This window comes from Okeania sp. SIO2C2 (assembly GCF_010692625.1).
Lineage (GTDB): Bacteria > Cyanobacteriota > Cyanobacteriia > Cyanobacteriales > Microcoleaceae > Okeania > Okeania hirsuta.
Genome location: NZ_JAAHGM010000006.1, coordinates 234,317 through 252,083, shown reverse-complemented (window position 1 = coordinate 252,083; position 17,767 = coordinate 234,317). Strand labels below are relative to the sequence as shown.

The window sequence follows — 17,767 nt, the reverse complement described above, 5'->3', positions numbered from 1 at the left end:
ATGTATGGTTCTGATCCAAATCGTATGTATGAAGTAAATCGTAATCATGGTACAGCCTGCGCTGGTGTAGCTGCAGCGGAGGCTGATGCTGCGGTTACAGTCGGTGCTGCCCCTGGATGTCAATTGCTATTCATTAAATGGGAAAATGCATTCATAAATGGGAAATGGCCTATGCTTATTAATGATGATAAGATACTTACCGCCCTAAACTACATTGCAGACAAGGTGGATATCCTATCAAACTCTTGGGGAAATTCTAGCCCGCGGAGTTCCTACACGCAGGCGGTTAATGACAGAATAACTGAACTGGCCCAATACGGAGGACGCCGTGGAAAAGGTATAGTCTTCCTATGGGCAGCAGGTAACGAAAATACGCCTGTTAATGAAAACACCTCTATTGATGTCCCAAGTTTTCCACTGCAACAAGGTTTTGATATACAAAGAAGAGTGATAACAAAGACAGCTCGTTTGTTCCGTAAGGGATTGGCTGATCACCCTAATGTAATGTTTGTTGCTGCCGTAGGTAGCAATGCACAGCGGAGTCATTACTCTAATTACGGAGATGGTATTGATATCTGTGCTCCTAGTAACAATTCTAACACTTATAATGGTACACAATATGGTCTGGGTATAACTACAGCTCTTGGAACAGAGGTTCAATATATACCTCAACCGAATATATTTCAACCTATAAGAGTTCAACCTATAAGAGACACCGAACAGGAGAATTTTGGTGGCACCTCAAGTGCCACGCCATTAGTAGCAGGAATTGCTGCTCTTGTTATTTCCGCTAATCCAGAACTTCGTGCCTCAGAGGTTATCTCCATTCTTAAACGCACTGCAAGTAAGGACTTAAATTTCCAGGGTTATGAAAGAACACCTTCCCCTATCAATAATTCAGATACAAGTTGGGATGTTTCTCCGGTAAATAAACCACCCTTTCAGGGAGGCGAATTCAGAGATATTGGGTCTGCGGATGGAACCTGGAGCCGCTGGTTCGGACATGGTAGAGTTGACGCTCGTGATGCTGTAAATGAGGCACTTAACTGGAATAGTGAATCTAAATTAGAGAAGAAATATTATGCTAGTGTAGAGCCAATGGTAATTCCTGATGCTTATGTATATGGGGATTTCAACACTATATATATAGAGGAAAGGAAAAAAATCAACGAACTCCGAGTCAATGTTGATATTGTACACCCTCGTATTAGCGATCTGGGTATACGGCTTCATCCTCCATTTCCTAATGTCCCAATTATCCTTCATAACCGAACCGGAGCCTTCCAAGCCAATCTAAAACAGACTTACACAATTAAGGAAGTTCCTCTTTTAGCGTCCTTAAAGGGAGTGGATATTTTTGGTACTTGGGGACTACTCGTCAGTGACTTCGTTTTTGGTAATTATGGTACACTCCAGAGTTGGAGTTTGGAAATTGATGTTATGGATTCCCTGATCGTGGAAATGAATCAGCCAGTTGCGATACCTGATAATAACTTAGCAGGCATACCGAGTTCTATCCAAGTTGACACTGATTGGACTATCCAGGATCTTGATCTAACCGTAGATATCACACATCCACGGATATCTGATTTGCAGTTAAAATTGATAACGCCAGATAACAGGATGTATATACTCCAAGACCGTCAACATGGATTCGGTAACCGACTTATTAAAACCTGGAATACAAAATACTTCCCCATCTTCAACCAACTTCGTGGCACTGCTTCTCGAGGCCAATGGTTACTTAATGTTGCTGATGTGGCAGGTTTTTATTTTGGCCAACTTAATCGATGGAGTATAGATATTACTGGCGTTCCCAGAGGTTAGGAAAACTTTTGCCCATAATGATTGGGAGTGTGCAAGAAAAATAGGGTTGCACAGTGACGAATGATTTTATAGAGTTGTCGCTAAATAAAGGGAAAAAATCACTCTAACCTAGACAGAGCAATAATTCCAAGCATTTTTGCTATCCAATAGCTACAATCCTGACAAAACAAGGTTTTTGGGATTTTTTTAAGTTATAAAGCGACAACTCTTATATAAATCCCGAAAAAAAGCCTAATTATCAAATGGGATGAAGAGCTATGTCAAAACTACAAATTCTTTAACTTAATACAGGTAACTCTGATAATTTATCTGATCGCTTAAATTTTTAATTGACTCAAAAAAAGCTTTGATTCTAGTCTTTTGTTGAAAAAAAATCAAGCAAGGTGGGGGTACAGGTGTGCAGCGATCGCCTACACCCTTACTAATAATAGTGATCATTTTCAGATTATAACTTGCAGATTTAAACTCTTCCTTGTATCCTTTCAACCATTATCTGACAAGAGTTTTCAGGTACTTGTCACCCCGTGAGTGCTCGCACTAATTGTCAAACACCAACCAGTCGGTTGCTATATAGCGCTGTGCGCAGGCAACAGCTCATCTGGCAACAGGCAACAGGGGGAAGAAATTGCTGATAATATAAGACTTTTAGCTATTTGGCCTTTCCTGCAATTTGTAAATATACCAGCGCTCATTGCTATATCTCTTGAGTTTTTACACAAACGCGGCCCAGCGGACATAATGTTATTTCAAGTTCAGTAGCATCAGTATAACAAATAGTGCGAGCATCTTGCTCGCAATTAATGAAGAGGGAATAATATCATGTCCGCATTTAGAGCATCCAAGGTGGAGCTTCTTCCAATTCCATTTCTACTTGAGCTTCATCTCGAGTTTCATCAATATTAAGTATAACTAACTCGTTATCTGGGGTGCGGATTTTTATATTTAGCGATCTTAAACCTGTAGTTGAATTAATATAGCCTTCGTATTTAGATCCTATAGGTAATTCTGATAAAATTTCCTCTATTTTTTCAATTAATTTTTCAGAATTACGATAATACTTTGTTGCATCTGCAACTATTTTATTCACCTTTTGTTGACTAATTTTTAGAGTACTAGCTAACTCAAGCACAAAACTATTTTCTTCTTCTGTTACTTTATCATCTGCTATGGCAATTTTTACTGCTAAATCAAAAGCATTTTCTATTTCTTTTTCATCTTGAAGTGCTTGTTTCGCTGCCGAAAATAATGCTTCGTTTTTTTCTGTACGAATAATTCTTAAAACTTTTTTTCTAGCTGCATCAACTTCTTTAGCGTTAAATCCTTTTCTTAGTAAAAAACCCTCTAAAATTTCTACTTCATTCATATCAATATCACCATCAACTGCCATGACCATTAAACCAATAGCAAAAATGGCTTCATTAGGGGTTAATTCCTCTGAACATTTTACTTGACTGTTAAAAATATGTTCATACGACATAGATTTTCTTGAGACTATCAAATTTTGATTATATATGGATATATTTAACAATTAATTATTAATTATTAATTATTACCTCTCCTTGAAAAGAAGAGGATCGACTTAAAGGAAAATTTTTTCTCTCTTGGTCGATTGGATATGGCAAGGAGACCCGTTCTTACAGACCCGCTCCGAAGATCGCCATCCCACCCTACGGGAAGCTGCGAAGATCGACCGCTTGTTTCTCCTTTAAAGGAGAGGCTTTAAACTTTAATTATGGATGCATCTCATATTTGCAAAAATACTTTTTTACTATATATTCCCTGTTCCCTGTTCCCTGTTCCCTGTTCCCTAAAAGCAATATTTTTTTGGCTTTATTCAAAATTGAGATGCACCCTTAATTATTCCGTAATCAGTAAAGAATTTGTCATTTCAGTTATTCAGTACCGACCGCTAAGGTCAAAGGCTTGAAATACTAAAATTTACTTTTCTCATAGCCTGGAAAAGAGAGACTAGAAACCATCTTTTTTGGTCAAAAATTTAAAATTATAGATAACTAATTCAAGTCTAAAACTATTAGCACTTTTACTTACTCCGATATTAATTCCAAAATATTTTTTACACAATCAAAATAAACTGCTATAAATAAACTAATTTTTAACTTTTAGACAAACGTTCTACTGGCTTTCCTCCTAATAGTTTATGAGCATCTTGAAGAATATCCGGAACTTTTTCGGAATGGGGACTATTGGCCAGGCATTTGCTCAGGTCATATTTTTCTAATTCTTCAGCATTTGCACCAGGAAACCAGTGGCTACCATTACCCAATAAGTTATAGCGCATTTTACTGTATTCGACCATATCGTAGGCGATCGCTAGATTTCTTAACCATAAAATCACAGGGATATTGATATTTCCAGGAGTCTCTTCTAGAGGGGGCAAACCAATGTCCCAAGTTTTGAACCAATTTTCTCCTAGTTGAGCGATCGCTTCTTGCTCTAGTCTTGCCAATATTGATGGTAATATCTCATCAGCTTGATCTAACAATTCAATTGTTTTGAGATGTTCGTCAAAATCTGTTGGTTGTGATGCACCCAAACTCAATGTATGCACTTGAGGGTGACTCAAACAAAATAGATCGTTAAATACTATCGGACTGAGTGGAGAGCATAAATCTAATAATTTCTGTGGTGGTTGATACAGTTTACCTCCTTTATCAGAGGGGCTAATAATAAATACTCCCATATCAAAGCGATTAGCAGCCTCTATTGCTGGCCAATTATTTTGATTAATGTAGTACCAGTGTAAGTTAACATAGTCAAATTCATTTGTTTCTATAGTTTTAACTATGACATCAGTCGGCCCGTGAGTAGAAAAACCAATAAATCTGACTTTGCCCTGTATTTGGAATTTTCGAGCCACATCCAGACAACCTCCTGGCCTAATTGAGTTATGGAGTATTTCTAATGTGTTAATCCCATGTATGCCTAGCAAATCAATATATTCTAGTTGCAAAAATTCGAGGGACTGCTGTAACTTACTTTGGAATTCTTGAGGATCGGCGCTTGGGCTTACTTTTGTCTGGACAATCAGTTTTTCCCTTGGTAGCTTGGGTAAAATTTCTCCAAGCTGCATCTCGGATGTACCATAACCACGAGCGGTTTCTATGTGGTTAATTCCGCATTCTAGGGAGCGACGAATTGTATTTTCTAAGTTTTGTTGATTATTTGGTGGGATTTGATTTTTTGGAACATCTTGCCATTTATAGTTATACCTCATTCCACCGCAGGAAAATACTGGCATTGGTAATTCTGTTCGCCCGAAGCGTCGATACTGCATCATATGAATAATCTTTCTGAACTTACATTAAGGGATCTTCTACTACTTCTATATTATTATTCATAGTAAAATTCGTTCTGGCTAAGGAACCGTAATATTTTCTTGCTGCTTCGTCATAAGCAACAGCCGCATCTTTTTCTACATCAAAGCGACCTAAACGTATTTGTTTTTTGTACACTTTGATTTCAGCAATCCATTTTCGTTTATCTTTACACCAGTACACTCCCCGATATTTAGATGAATGTTTGACGCTAGGTCTCCTGTGCATTCGCGCACTTCCTTTGACTAGACGTAAATTCTCTCGTCGATTATCTAGTTTGTTGTGATTAATATGATAAACAGATACACCCATAGGAGCGTCCATAATCACTCTGTGCATATAAACTGTGGTTCTTTTGCCATCTTTCTTGATTGTTCTGGCAGCAAAACCATCTATCAAATACCATTTATGTTTTGATAATTCCTCATAGTCTTGTTCATCAACTATTACTACCTGTCCTCTGGTAATCAAGATTTCTTTTGACATTTTTTCGGCCTTCTTATTAAATTAATAAAGTTATTATTCTCCCTTGTTTATCTGAATTAAGAGAGTAGAATACAAAACATTTGAGGCCAGTACGGAGTATGTATGTTTTTTAGAACATTTTATTTAACTTTTTATCTCTCTAGCTACAGCTAGATTATTTTGTCTGACTGCACCCCATTTGTCATTAATAGATCAACACAAATTGATTTATTTTTTTCATTGTCTATGTCTATAAGTTGATAAGTTTAAGTTATGACTCTTATGGTCAATTTTTTTGTTTAGTGAATCTTTATTGTATTTATTCTTTAGTAGGTGTAGTTTGATTTTCTTTGTTTATCACCCCCCGAATTATAGCTACTTTTAACCTGTCTATAAGTTTTTGCTACTAATTAAGACTTCATCTATAAAATCAATGATAATCCCACCTTAAATTTTTTGCCACTTTCTAGAAATAAATTAAGTAAATTAGCGGAGTCATAGAATGATATTTCACGAAAGTAGAAATATCCTAACTTCTATTGATAGTCTCTATAGCCTTTCTAGATTGATGTTCAATCAATAGGAGTTTAAAGTTGGCTACTGTCGATTAGGTTGTATAAATTATTCTTCAGATACTATAGCACAGATAAGGAGGATGAAGCATGGTTAAGTCTATTACTTTATGAGTAATTAAAGCATCTATAACCCCTTTTTCCTGAAGTTTTTGATTTATAAATAATTAAAAAAAAAAAATAGATTTATTATAAATGTAGAACATGGTAAATTTTGGGCGCTATGTATCAAATTGTAAATTAGCTCAAAAGTTTATATTGATTGCCTTTAGGGTTTTTTTGATTAAAAATGCAACGTCTTTTTTCTAGCCTGCTCTACTTAGGTAAGAATAAAAAGTTATTAATTTGAAAAAAATCATTTCATAAAGTTATATGGAATAGCATAATGCAAATAAATATTCTCAAAAACAAGAACTTTCAAAACTCATAGGAAAGTTATTACAAAAAGCAGGTTTAATCACAGGAAACCAAGTATAATAAATTTTGCAATATCAACGTAGTAACTATCACCTAAGATTTGGATAAATTGCTGTAATGTGGAGAATAACTAATCAATAAACTGTAGATTTATTCGTATACCTATTTGCTCAACTAATTACGGATAATCATAAAAAAACAGTTGGTGAGTATCTGAAATTAGCAAAATTATTGAATGAGAAACAAATATATTCTATCTTGGTAGAACAAAGTCAAACAAATTTACGTTTTGGAGAGGTTGCAGTACAAAAAAGGATGGCTGAAGCAAGAAACAATTGATTTTGTATTGCAGTACATTCAAGGTGAATTTACTCCTGCTGTATAAAGCTAAACAGTTTTTTGATTCAGTGAAGTACATAACTTCTGCTTTTTGCTTTTATCTCTGTTTTGTCACTTTCGGAGAGGGCGATATTTACATCTGTTACAGGGTAGGCATTTGAGAAATTTGGACATATTTTATATTTTCTATTAGGAAATAAAGTAGCGATAGAACTCCGTTCCGCTGACATGATCGCTCTCTAGAGAATAGGTCTGAAACTTAGAAATTACAAGTCTTTTCCAAAAAGGATATGTCATATTTGACTATATTTTTATGAACTATCTGTACTCTACTCTCAATAAACATCTGGCTAAAAAAAATAGACTTTTTGTAGAAGTAGGCAATAGCTCATCTGCTCCAGAAGGCAAAGGGAAAGAAACTTTATGAGATAAAAACACAAAAAATGAGGCATTGCTGAGGGATGGGATGAATATAAGTAGGTGGACATCCGGCCGGCCCGAAAATATAAGAAATGGGCAAGATACCTATTCCACAAAACTATTAAAATCATCCTGCATTTATGCAACGCCAAAATGCTACCCACATATAACTTCCGGAGATATCTAATAAACACTTTTGATCTGCTCAATGTCCTCCAACTACTACATTTTTAATCATCAAGTGAGGACTGCCAATACTTACAGGCAAAGGTGCTTGACCTGCTTTACCACAACTACCACTACTGTAAGTAAAATCATTACCGATCGCTTCAATATCTTTGAGAGTTTGAAATACATTCCCTGTCAAAGTTACATCACTGACAGCTTCAGCAATTTTTCCATTACGAATCATATAACCTTCTGCCGCAGCAAATGTAAACATTTCTCCATTAGTTTGGCCACCTATACTCCCTATGGCATAAACCCCTCGATCGATATCTTTAATCATTTCCTCAACAGGGCGATCGCCTGTTTCAATAGCTGTATTAGTCATTCTGACAATAGGTGGATACATTGCATTTATCGCCCTAGCATTTCCTGTAGGTGCTTCTCTCATTTTTCCAGAAGTTTCTCGATTATGCAGACGAGTTGTTAATACTCCATTTTTAATTAAATATTTGCGCTGTCCAGGAACACCTTCATCGTCATATTTTATAGAACCACTCAAACAATCAATGGTAGCATCATCTATTACATTCAACTTTTCTGTACCTATTGGTTTACCTAATTTCAGTAACTCTTCCATATGAGGGTTCTCATAAATAGAGTCTGCCTCAGAAAGATGACCAAAAGCTTCGTGAATAAATACACCTGCCAGATGAGGATCTAACAATACAGTATATTGTCCACCTTTAACGGGTTTTGCCTCTAGTTGACGGATGGCCTGTTCTGCTGCCCCGATAACTTGGTTGTCAATGTCGCAGAGAGTGTGATAATCTGTACGAGAACTGATATATTTGATGCCCTGTTTAACTAAACTGCCTACTCCACAAGCAATGGCTCTGAATTTGCTATTGACATCTAGGCGTTCTTGTGCTATGCAACTGCCGATAGAATTGACAAAATAAGTAATAGCAAAGCGATCGCGATAACTGACATTTGTGGTCTGAATTCGAGGATCGAAGTGTAGCAATAATTGATTGTAGGTTTCAATTAATTGTCGCTTTTCTTCTAAAGATATGTCACGGGGGTCGCGGCCAAATTTGACTGCTACATAATCTTGAATAGGTTCAATGGGAGCTAGTTGAGTATTTTCTTTTCCTATTAAATAAGCGTAAGAAATTGCTTCTTCGATTCTATTTGATAGTTCTGAAATATTGTTGAAAGTAACGAAACTCCATCCTCCTTTGTGGCAAGCACGAATACTTCCGGCAAGGGAAAAATGAGAGTTAATTGTATTTAATTGTAGGCCAGAAAATGAAATAGTAGTTGATTCACTTTGTTCTAGGCGAATTTCTAGATAATCGACATGATTATGGTAGTTATAAATTTTATTTTGTAATTGCTCTAGAAGAGAATTATTTTTTGTGAGTTTTGTAGCCATTATCTATTTTTATGCTGATATTAGTTGTTCTTGAATCAAATAAATTTGATGAAAGTTTGTAGTTATTATTCACTTTTTTACTTGAAATTTTTACTTCTGGCTTATAGTTGCTTGTTCGGATATTATTTATAATAATAAATGTTTGTATGAAACACCAGTGTAACCTAATTAGAGAATACCTGCGTTCGGCTATTATTTATAATAATAAATGTTTGTATAGAACACCAGTGGAACCTAATTAGAGAATACCTGAAAATCTTAATTTCATCTTAGTTAGGATTGTAGAATAGTTGTACATACATTTTTGAGTTATGAATGAAAGGTGAAATAATAAATGTAATAAACACAGCTTGGCAATTTATAGAAGGTAATAGCAGATTCATGTCTTGGAATCTATTTTTAGCTTTATTTACTTTGGCCATGAGTTTTTGGTTGTTTTCCAAACCTCGCTCCATTTTTATACGATGGGGAGTTTTATTACTATTGGGTGCTAGTTTATTGCCAAATATAAATAGAGTTGTGGCCTATGGCAGTAAATTGAATATTGAAGTGGCGATCGCTATTACTTTAGTATTAATAATTTTAGATATATGTTGATTACGTCGTCCCCAGCATTCTTCTTTATTGTGGTGGTTTTGTTTATTAATTTTTATCGCTTTTTTACCTAATGCTCCTTATGTATTAACTGATATTATTCATCTCGATCAAGATCTTCGTCAAAGTAATTCTGTATGGGTTTTGACTTTAGCAGTAGTTCCCCAATATTTGTTATTTATGTTTATTGGGTTTGAAGCTTATGTTCTTTCTTTAATTAATTTGGGCTACTATTTACAGCGAGAAGGTTGGAGTAATTTTATTCTGGGAATAGAGTTAATTATTCATTGTCTTTCTGCTATTGGTATTTATCTGGGAAGGTTCAAGCGTTTTAATAGTTGGGATATAGTTACTAATCCTAATACTTTGATAAAAAGTGTTTATAGCGATATGTTTGGTCAAGGTCTTATTGGGTGCATCTCAATGCAAGAATAAAGCCAAAAATTTATCGCTTTTAGGCAACAGACAACAGGCAACAGGCAACAGGAGATATATAGGAAAAAAGTATTTTTGCTTGCTGTGAGATGCACCCGTCCTATTTTAGTAATATTAATTACTTTTATAGTTATTTTTAGTTTGTATTGGCTAATGAAATTAGTAACTTTAGCTATACTGCAACAATATCAAATAAATCAAGCAGAGGAAAAAAAATTCTAGAGCTTCACCAAAATTTTAGTCAGGTATTTCAGTCTTTAAATTGACTATTTAATTTACTATTTATTGTGCTAGAAAATTAAAATAATGAAGAGGGTCAATTTAGAGTAAGATTCAAACCTTCTTCTAATTTAATTGCATTTTTTTTGAAGTCACAGGGGTTTTCACTCATGTTGACTACAAAGCTTCTGCCTTCTGCCTTTAAGTAAAAATCTCTGTATTTTATGTTAATGAAAACTGCTATAGCAATCCTATTTTATTCGTGTCAAAAATCTTACTGCTTTTTAGGGAACACTTAACTGGGAACACTTAACTGGTAAGAGTTTCAGTTTTTTTATTTACTTTTTGATTACCCGCAACCTATTTAGGATTGCTATATAAACCAAAAATATAGGGAAGAAATATCTAGGAAAGACTAAAGTTTATGTAGTTAACATTTGATTTTTATTCAAAATTGAAGCAAGTCATTTCAGTTATCAGTTATCAGTATCTCTACCTGTTTGTGCAGCATTCCGCAGGAAAGTCAGAGGCTGGAAATATTGAACTTTATTTTCTCTTGGTCGATTGGATATGGCGCAGGGTTCCTCGCCATCCCACCCTACGGGAAGCTGCGCTAACGACCGCTTTTTCATCCCCTTGAAAGGAGAGGCTTGAGACCTTATTTTTTGGTTAAAAAAACTATTAACTTTTAGGAAATTTCATTACTTATTTGGGAAATATAAGTAGCTTTAATTAGCAATATATGGGCATGGTTTAAATCCTTTATAACCCTGTTTTTTTTTTGATTTTTTATATAATATATCACCGTGTATTTACAGATTAAAAATTATAGGTTATAATCTATATTAGTTAACTGTTAGAAAATCAAATATGAATAAATTTAACAATAAACTTTGGAATAGTTTTTTGCAGATTGCTCAACCGTATTTTTATCCACTAGAACCGGGGGGGAACAAAGTATTTTTAGGATTATTATTTCTGCTTTTAATGTTTTTATTTGCTGCTGTTTTTTTAGTTGTTAGTTTGATTTGCTTGGTTAATGAAGCTATATTTGGTGAGTCATTTAATAGTATTGCTCCTGGTTTAGTCAATACAATTCACAATATTATTAATTCGCACTGGATATTTGTTATTGCTTTAATGTTTGTCGTTCCTGCCATTGGTTTTTGGTACTATAAAAAACAGCTTATCCCACGTTGGCAACCTTGGGCATTGTTAAGTTTGTTACTATTATTATCTCTATCAGTTAGTGGTTTAAATGTAATTATTAGCTATGTAGGCAACTTTTTTACAACTGCATTATCTGAAAAAGACCAACCTACATTTTGGCGGTTCTTATATGTTTATGCTGGGGTTTTTATTGTTGGTACTCCTATAGTTGTTATTTACACGTATACAAGGCAAAAACTAGGACTTTACTGGCGAGAGTGGATGACAAATAAGTTTCTAAATAACTACTTAGAAAATAGGTCATATTATGAAATAGATTCAAAGGGGAAAATTGATAATCCAGACCAAAGAATTGCAGAGGATATTAAATCTTTCACTAACCAAAGTTTATTTTTTATCCTCACAATTCTCAACTCAATAATTGACGTTATTTCCTTCACAGGAATTCTGTGGTCAATATCAATACCACTCTCAATATTTCTCATTATTTATGCTGTGGCGGGAACATTAGTAGCAGTAATTTTTGGCAGAAAATTAATTCCTTTAAATTTCTACCAACTCAAACGAGAAGCAGACTTTCGTTATGGATTAGTTCATATCCGCGACCATGCCGAATCAATTGCTTTTTATCGAGGAGAAGAGCAAGAATTATCTCAAATTAGACAAAGATTTACTCAGGTTTTTAATAATTTTAATTTGCTGATTGGGTGGCAAAGAAATGTAGATTACTTTACTACAGGTTATCGATATGCAGTAATTATTTTGCCTTCTTTAATTATGGCTCCTATTTACTTTGCAGGTGAAATTAAATTTGGAGATATTAGTCAGGCAGGTTTTGCTTTTAGTCAGGTTTTAGGAGCTTTTTCTTTAGTAGTTAGTCAAATCGACAACTTAACTAATTTTGCGGCTGGTATTAACCGTTTGGATAAATTTAGAGAAACATTAGAAGATACTAGAAAAGTATCAGAAGTAGGAACTAGAGAAATTGATGTAACAGAAAGTTCTAGATTAGCGTTAGAAAATATTACTTTAAATACTCCTTTAAATCACGAAGAAATTAATGAAAGTCAAAAGACTCTGGTGAAAAATTTATCAGTAGCAGTAAAGTCAGGTCAAGGATTATTAATTGTCGGAAAAAGTGGAGCAGGTAAAAGTTCTTTATTAAGAGGAATAGCAGGTTTATGGACATCGGGTACGGGTCGTTTAGTACGCCCGAATTTGGAGGAAATATTATTTCTACCTCAGCGCCCTTATATGATTTTAGGAAGTTTACGAGAACAGTTGTTATACCCTCAAGTTAACCAAGAGTTTAATGAGTATGAATTAAGAAATATTTTGAAAGTGGTTAATTTAGAAGATTTACCAGACAGATTAGATGGTTTTGATGTGGAGTTACCATGGGAAAATGTTTTATCTTTGGGAGAGCAACAACGTTTAGCCTTTGCAAGACTATTATTAATTAAGCCTGATTATGCAATTTTAGATGAAGCTACCAGCGCTTTAGACCTACAAAATGAAGCGGAACTTTATGAAAAATTACAAGCAACTCAAACAACATTTGTCAGTGTAGGACATCGTTTAAGTTTGTTGAAATATCATCAACAAGTTTTAGAATTAACAGGTGATGCTAATTGGCGAGTATTATCAGCAGAAGATTATCAAGCAGAAGCTAGTTCTTATAATTAATAATTAATAATTAGGGTTTGCTGAAAAAGTCTTATGGGTGAGGGTAGGAGACAGGAGACAGGAGACAACCCACCCCTCGCCCCTCCCCCTCCCAGGAGGGGAAGACAGAAGAAATGGGAACTTAGAGGAGGTAGGAGTAAGAATTGTCCCTTGATTTTTCTGCCCAACTATGCGCCTAAAATACTAACTTTTTGAGGGTTTTAGACTGAAAACAAGGCACTTTTTTCGACCCCAAAAAGGCACTTACCTTTATATGTAAATACTTTTAGATTTAATCAGCAAGCGCTAATTAATTATTAATTATTAAACAATTCAGGTTTAAAGCCTCCCCTTTTAAGAGGATAAAATCAAAAATTTTCCTTTTAGTCAATCTCCTTATTTTAAGAAGGGGTAATTATTAATTGTTAATTGTTAATTGCACCCTTCCCAAACCTGAGAAGTAATTATTCACTACTAATTGTTGAAGGGCTAACTTCTAATAGCTGAATGCTTACCCTTTGACAGCTCCTGCAGTAATACCTTGAACAATTCGACGTTGAGCTATCAACACCAAAATTAACAAAGGAAATGTGCCTATTACTGTTGCAGCAGCAATTGGTCCGTAGGGAATTTCAAATACAGAAGTCCCCCCTATTTGAGCAACTGCAACGGGAATAGTATACATTTCGGAACGAGTAATAAAAGTCAGGGCAAAAATAAACTCATTCCAGGCAAAAATAAAGGTTAAAATTCCTGTGGTTACTAATGCTGGAATTGTTAGAGGTAAGACGATATTCCACAACATAGAAATTGTGTTGTAACCATCTATTTTAGCTGAGTCTTCTAAATCTTTTGGTAACTGTTGGAAAAAGCTTCTTAAGACCAGAATTGTCAGAGGTAAATTTATCCCAGTGTAAGGAATAATTAGGGAGATATAGTTATTACCTAAACCAAGAGATTTGATAATTTCTAACAGACCCAAAAATAATAATACATAGGGAAACAGACTGACGATTAAAATACAGGCAATAATAATATTTTCTCCAGGGAGTTTTAACCGTGCCAAAGTATAAGCAGCAGGCGCTCCTATTCCTAAACAAATAACTGTGGAAATAATAGACACAAAAGCACTATTAAAAACATAGCGGAGAAAACCCAAACCCAAACTAAGATAGTGGTCAAAAGTTAATTGGTTGGGAGTAGGGAAATAGATATTAGGAACTGCTGATATTGCCTCATTTGTTTTGAAAGAAGTTAGTAATTGCCATAAAACAGGAGCTAGGAAAAATATGACAATTAACACCACACTTACCCATAGAATTATTCTGCTAACTTTTACTGATGATTGATTTTTTGATGATGATTTTTCAGCTATAGACATTTTTTATTCCTTATTGACAGCAGTTATTGAGTTGATGAGGTACAAAGTTTTATTGCTCTAGGGAACAGAAAACAGGGAACAGGGAACAGGAAAGGAATAAATAGTCTTATAACCCACATTCCGCACTTCAATTTGTAACATAAAAATTAGTATAAAATCCGTAGCAAACTTAAGTATTTATGCTATATAAATTATCTTCATTTACCTCAATGGAGAGTCAAATTCTCAGTTAAATATTAAGCATAAATACTTACTGAATCCTTGACTCCTATTGACCACTATAATTTACTTCTTACTTCTTACTTCTTACTTCTTACTTCTTACTTCTTACTTCATTATTTCTTACTTTTGACTTTTGACTTTTGACTTGTTTGTTGACTTAATATTTAAATGTAGGATCTAACTTCTGCCTTCATATTACTTTAACTTTTGAGTTAATTTCTAACTTTTAACTTTATAACTTCATTTCTTACTTTTGACTTTTGACTTTTGACTTTTGACTTGTTTGTTAACTTTTGACTTTTAACTTTCGCATAGCGATACTAGCGATCGCTACGGCAAGAATTAACAGTAGAAATGTTACTACTACTAAAGAAGCTCCATAACCAAAGTCTAAATAACGTCTAATAGTGGCATATATATAGATAGAAACAGTTTCTGTTTTTCCAGCAGGTCCACCTCCAGTCATTACTTGTACCAGGTCAAAAGTACCAAATGCTTGAGCAAATCTGAATAACAAAGCAATTACTATTTGTGGAATTAATAATGGGATTGTAATTTGTCGAAAACTTTGAATAGAGTTAGCACCATCAATAGCATGAGCTTCGTATAAATCAGAAGAAATAGATTGTAATCCTGCTAATAAAATGATTGCTATAAAAGGCGTTGTTTTCCAAACATCAGCAATAATCATTGCTAACATTGCTCTGAATGGGTCGCCTAACCAAGTAATATTAGTTTGAATTAATCCTAAACGGAAAAGTAGGTCATTAACTATGCCAAATTGGTCATTAAAAATCCATGCCCAAGCTAATCCCATAACTGCAGTTGGTAATGACCAAGGAATAAGACTAACAGTACGAACAAAACCTCGTCCTCGGAATGATTTATCTAAGATAAGAGCGATACTCATTCCTAATATTAATTCTAGAAAAATGGAGATGGTGGTAAATATAGTAGTGTTCCATAAACTTTGCCAAAAACGACCATCAGTTAACATTCGACTGTAGTTTGTTAAGCCTGAAAAAATAGGTTTTAATTCGGTACCTAAATTTTCTGTAAATAGACTTAGCCAAAAAGCTCTGCCAATGGGATAAACAAATACGAATAGTAATATTAGAATAGCTGGTAAAATCAACAGGGACCCTATTAATTTTTCTCTTTTTTCAATTTTGTTTATTGTCATTAATTTATACTATTTTTGAGCAATCAATTGGTAAGTATTTCTCCATGAAGTTGCGCTTAATAAAAGATAACAGCTATTAGTAAAATTAAGGTTTGGGCAAGAATTATTAAGCGCATTATTACAGAGAAATGGTATTACATAATTTGGGAAGAAATAATAGCTTTTTATAGCCACATTACCGAATAATTAAGGTTTAAACTCTCTCCTTTAAAAGGGAAAAAGCGGTCGATCTTCGCAGCTTCCCGTAGGGTGGGATGGCGATCTTCGGAGCGGCTCTGATAAGAGCGGGTCTCCTCGCTGTCCGACCATCGACCAAGAGAAGAAAAAATTTTCCTTTTAGTCAATCCTCTCCTTGAAAAGAAGAGGTAATAATTAATAATTAATAATTAATTGTTGAAACAGCTATAGCTCTAAAATTATAATTATCTTTGCCATTATGGGTTTAATATCAAATCTGCTTAATTAGGTATAAAAAAATATTCCATCTGAGCGCCATTGCCAAATATTCCCTTACTCCCCCACTCCCTTACTCCCCCGCTCCCCTACTCCCCCACTCCCGGAGTCAAGTTCCTAACAAAGCACGAGTTTCTGCTGCAGCACTTTTCATTGCTAATTCTGGAGTACGAGAACCAGTTAAAGCAGAGCTAAGATAACGTTGTAAAATATCTGAAGCTTGAGCATATTGAGCAATAGGAGGACGTAATACAGAATTTTCAACTACTTGAAATAAGTTTGGTAAATAAGGAAATTTTGCTACTAGATTTTTTTCGTTAAAAAGTGATTTTCTCGCCGGAACAAAACCTGTTTCTAAAATTAATTTACGTTGAACTTCTGGTTTGTTGAAGTATTGAATAATTTCCCATGCTTCCTCTGGATGTTTTGTGCTTTTAACTATTCCTAATCCCCATCCACCTGAACAAGCTCCACTTTCTTTTCCTAAAGCGTGAACCATTGGTTTAATAGCAAATTTTCCAGCTATTTCTGATTTTGATGCTAATGGATATACATAAGGCCAATTGCGTAGAAAAACTGTCTTACCACTTTGGAATAAACGACGTGTTTCTTCTTCTGCATAAGTAGTTACTCCAGGAGGAGAAATTCCTGCGGTAATAGTTGTGCGTAAAAAGTTTACTGCTTCTATCGCTTCTGGTCGATCTAAACCTACTTCATTTGTTTCTGGGTTAATCCAAAAACCTCCATAACCTTTGAGAATTTCTATAAACATTGCGGATAAACCTTCATATTGTTTACCTTGCCAAAGATATCCCCATTCAACTAATCCTTGCTGTTGTAATTCTTGTGATATTTTGATTAGCTCTTCAAAGGTATTGGGAGGTTCAAACCCACCTTTTTTTAATAAGTCTGTGCGATAATAAAGCATACCTCCATTGGAGATTAATGGCATCCAATAAAGTTGATTTTTGTAAGTTCCTCCTTCTATATCTCCTGACAAATATGTTTCTTTTAATTGTTGTTTATCGATTTTTTCAGAAAGGTCTTGTAACCAGTTAGCAGCAGCAAATTTTGGCACCCAAACTGTATCCATATAAGCTAGGTCATAGGGTGAATCTCCTAGTAAAAAAGAGGATGTATAAAGGTCTTCTACTAAGTTAGTATCGTTAGGAGCTTTGACAATTTCTAAGTTAATATTGGGGTGAGCTTTGTTAAAGTCTGTTTGAATTGGTTCTAATTGAGTAGCTGTGATAGCTGACATTAATACTTGGATAGTTACAGGTTTTTCCTGGGTCAGTGCAGGTGAAATTGAGCTATATAAAATACCTAGGAAAGTTGCTACAATTAAGATGGTTATTTGAAATTGTTTTTTCAGTCTAATTATCAGGAATTTTAACCAGGCATGAATTTTTGGTATTAGTTTTTCTAGAGTAAGGTTGAAAAATTTAGTATATTTCATTATTTTTG

Annotated in this window: 12 protein-coding genes; 5 read left to right on the top strand and 7 right to left on the bottom strand. The window is 34.6% G+C overall.

Translation table 11 applies throughout. The features are described 5' to 3' along the window. The gene (locus F6K18_RS06300) at positions 1-1,827 is read left to right on the top strand and encodes a S8 family serine peptidase (RefSeq protein WP_287519554.1); all 1,827 of its coding nucleotides are present in this window, start codon (positions 1-3) and stop codon (positions 1,825-1,827) included. Positions 1,828-2,656: 829 nt separating this feature from the next. Here F6K18_RS06300 and F6K18_RS06295 read toward each other — a convergent pair. The 4 genes from F6K18_RS06295 to F6K18_RS06280 all read right to left on the bottom strand — a co-directional run bounded on the left by F6K18_RS06295 (position 2,657) and on the right by F6K18_RS06280 (position 8,978). Continuing rightward, positions 2,657-3,355: a tellurite resistance TerB family protein gene (locus F6K18_RS06295; protein WP_287519553.1), complete on the bottom strand. Its 699-nt coding sequence runs from the start codon at positions 3,353-3,355 to the stop codon at positions 2,657-2,659. 585 nt (positions 3,356-3,940) lie between these two features. Further along, positions 3,941-5,122 (bottom strand): aldo/keto reductase, encoded by a 1,182-nt coding sequence (locus tag F6K18_RS06290; RefSeq protein ID WP_287519608.1) that lies wholly within the window; start codon positions 5,120-5,122, stop codon positions 3,941-3,943. 22 nt (positions 5,123-5,144) lie between these two features. Beyond that, the gene (locus F6K18_RS06285) at positions 5,145-5,648 is read right to left on the bottom strand and encodes an AP2 domain-containing protein (RefSeq protein ID WP_287519552.1); all 504 of its coding nucleotides are present in this window, start codon (positions 5,646-5,648) and stop codon (positions 5,145-5,147) included. 1,932 nt (positions 5,649-7,580) lie between these two features. Beyond that, the gene (locus F6K18_RS06280) at positions 7,581-8,978 is read right to left on the bottom strand and encodes a TldD/PmbA family protein (RefSeq protein ID WP_287519550.1); all 1,398 of its coding nucleotides are present in this window, start codon (positions 8,976-8,978) and stop codon (positions 7,581-7,583) included. A gap of 315 nt (positions 8,979-9,293) precedes the next feature. Between F6K18_RS06280 and F6K18_RS06275 the strand changes: the two genes are divergently transcribed. The 4 genes from F6K18_RS06275 (at position 9,294) to F6K18_RS06260 (ending at position 13,277) form a co-directional block, all read left to right on the top strand. Next, on the top strand, positions 9,294-9,575 hold the full coding sequence (locus F6K18_RS06275; protein ID WP_287519548.1) for a hypothetical protein: 282 nt from the start codon (positions 9,294-9,296) through the stop codon (positions 9,573-9,575). Positions 9,576-9,602: 27 nt separating this feature from the next. Continuing rightward, positions 9,603-10,007 carry a DUF1361 domain-containing protein gene (locus tag F6K18_RS06270; RefSeq protein WP_287519547.1) on the top strand — a complete coding sequence of 135 codons (405 nt, stop codon included), beginning with the start codon at positions 9,603-9,605 and terminating at the stop codon, positions 10,005-10,007. A gap of 1,089 nt (positions 10,008-11,096) precedes the next feature. Continuing rightward, a complete protein-coding gene (locus F6K18_RS06265) occupies positions 11,097-13,082 on the top strand; it encodes an ABC transporter ATP-binding protein/permease (RefSeq protein WP_287519545.1) in 1,986 nt (661 codons plus the stop codon). 33 nt (positions 13,083-13,115) lie between these two features. After that, positions 13,116-13,277, top strand: a complete 162-nt coding sequence (locus F6K18_RS06260; protein ID WP_287519544.1) for a hypothetical protein — start codon at positions 13,116-13,118, stop codon at positions 13,275-13,277. 295 nt (positions 13,278-13,572) lie between these two features. Here the strand turns inward: F6K18_RS06260 and F6K18_RS06255 are convergent, their stop codons facing one another. From F6K18_RS06255 to F6K18_RS06245, 3 genes are all read right to left on the bottom strand, one after another. Then, a complete protein-coding gene (locus tag F6K18_RS06255) occupies positions 13,573-14,442 on the bottom strand; it encodes a carbohydrate ABC transporter permease (RefSeq protein ID WP_287519543.1) in 870 nt (289 codons plus the stop codon). Positions 14,443-14,950: 508 nt separating this feature from the next. Then, positions 14,951-15,847, bottom strand: a complete 897-nt coding sequence (locus tag F6K18_RS06250; protein WP_287519541.1) for a sugar ABC transporter permease — start codon at positions 15,845-15,847, stop codon at positions 14,951-14,953. Positions 15,848-16,409: 562 nt separating this feature from the next. Next, positions 16,410-17,759 (bottom strand): ABC transporter substrate-binding protein, encoded by a 1,350-nt coding sequence (locus F6K18_RS06245; RefSeq protein ID WP_287519539.1) that lies wholly within the window; start codon positions 17,757-17,759, stop codon positions 16,410-16,412. Between the last annotated feature and the right edge of the window lie 8 nt (positions 17,760-17,767).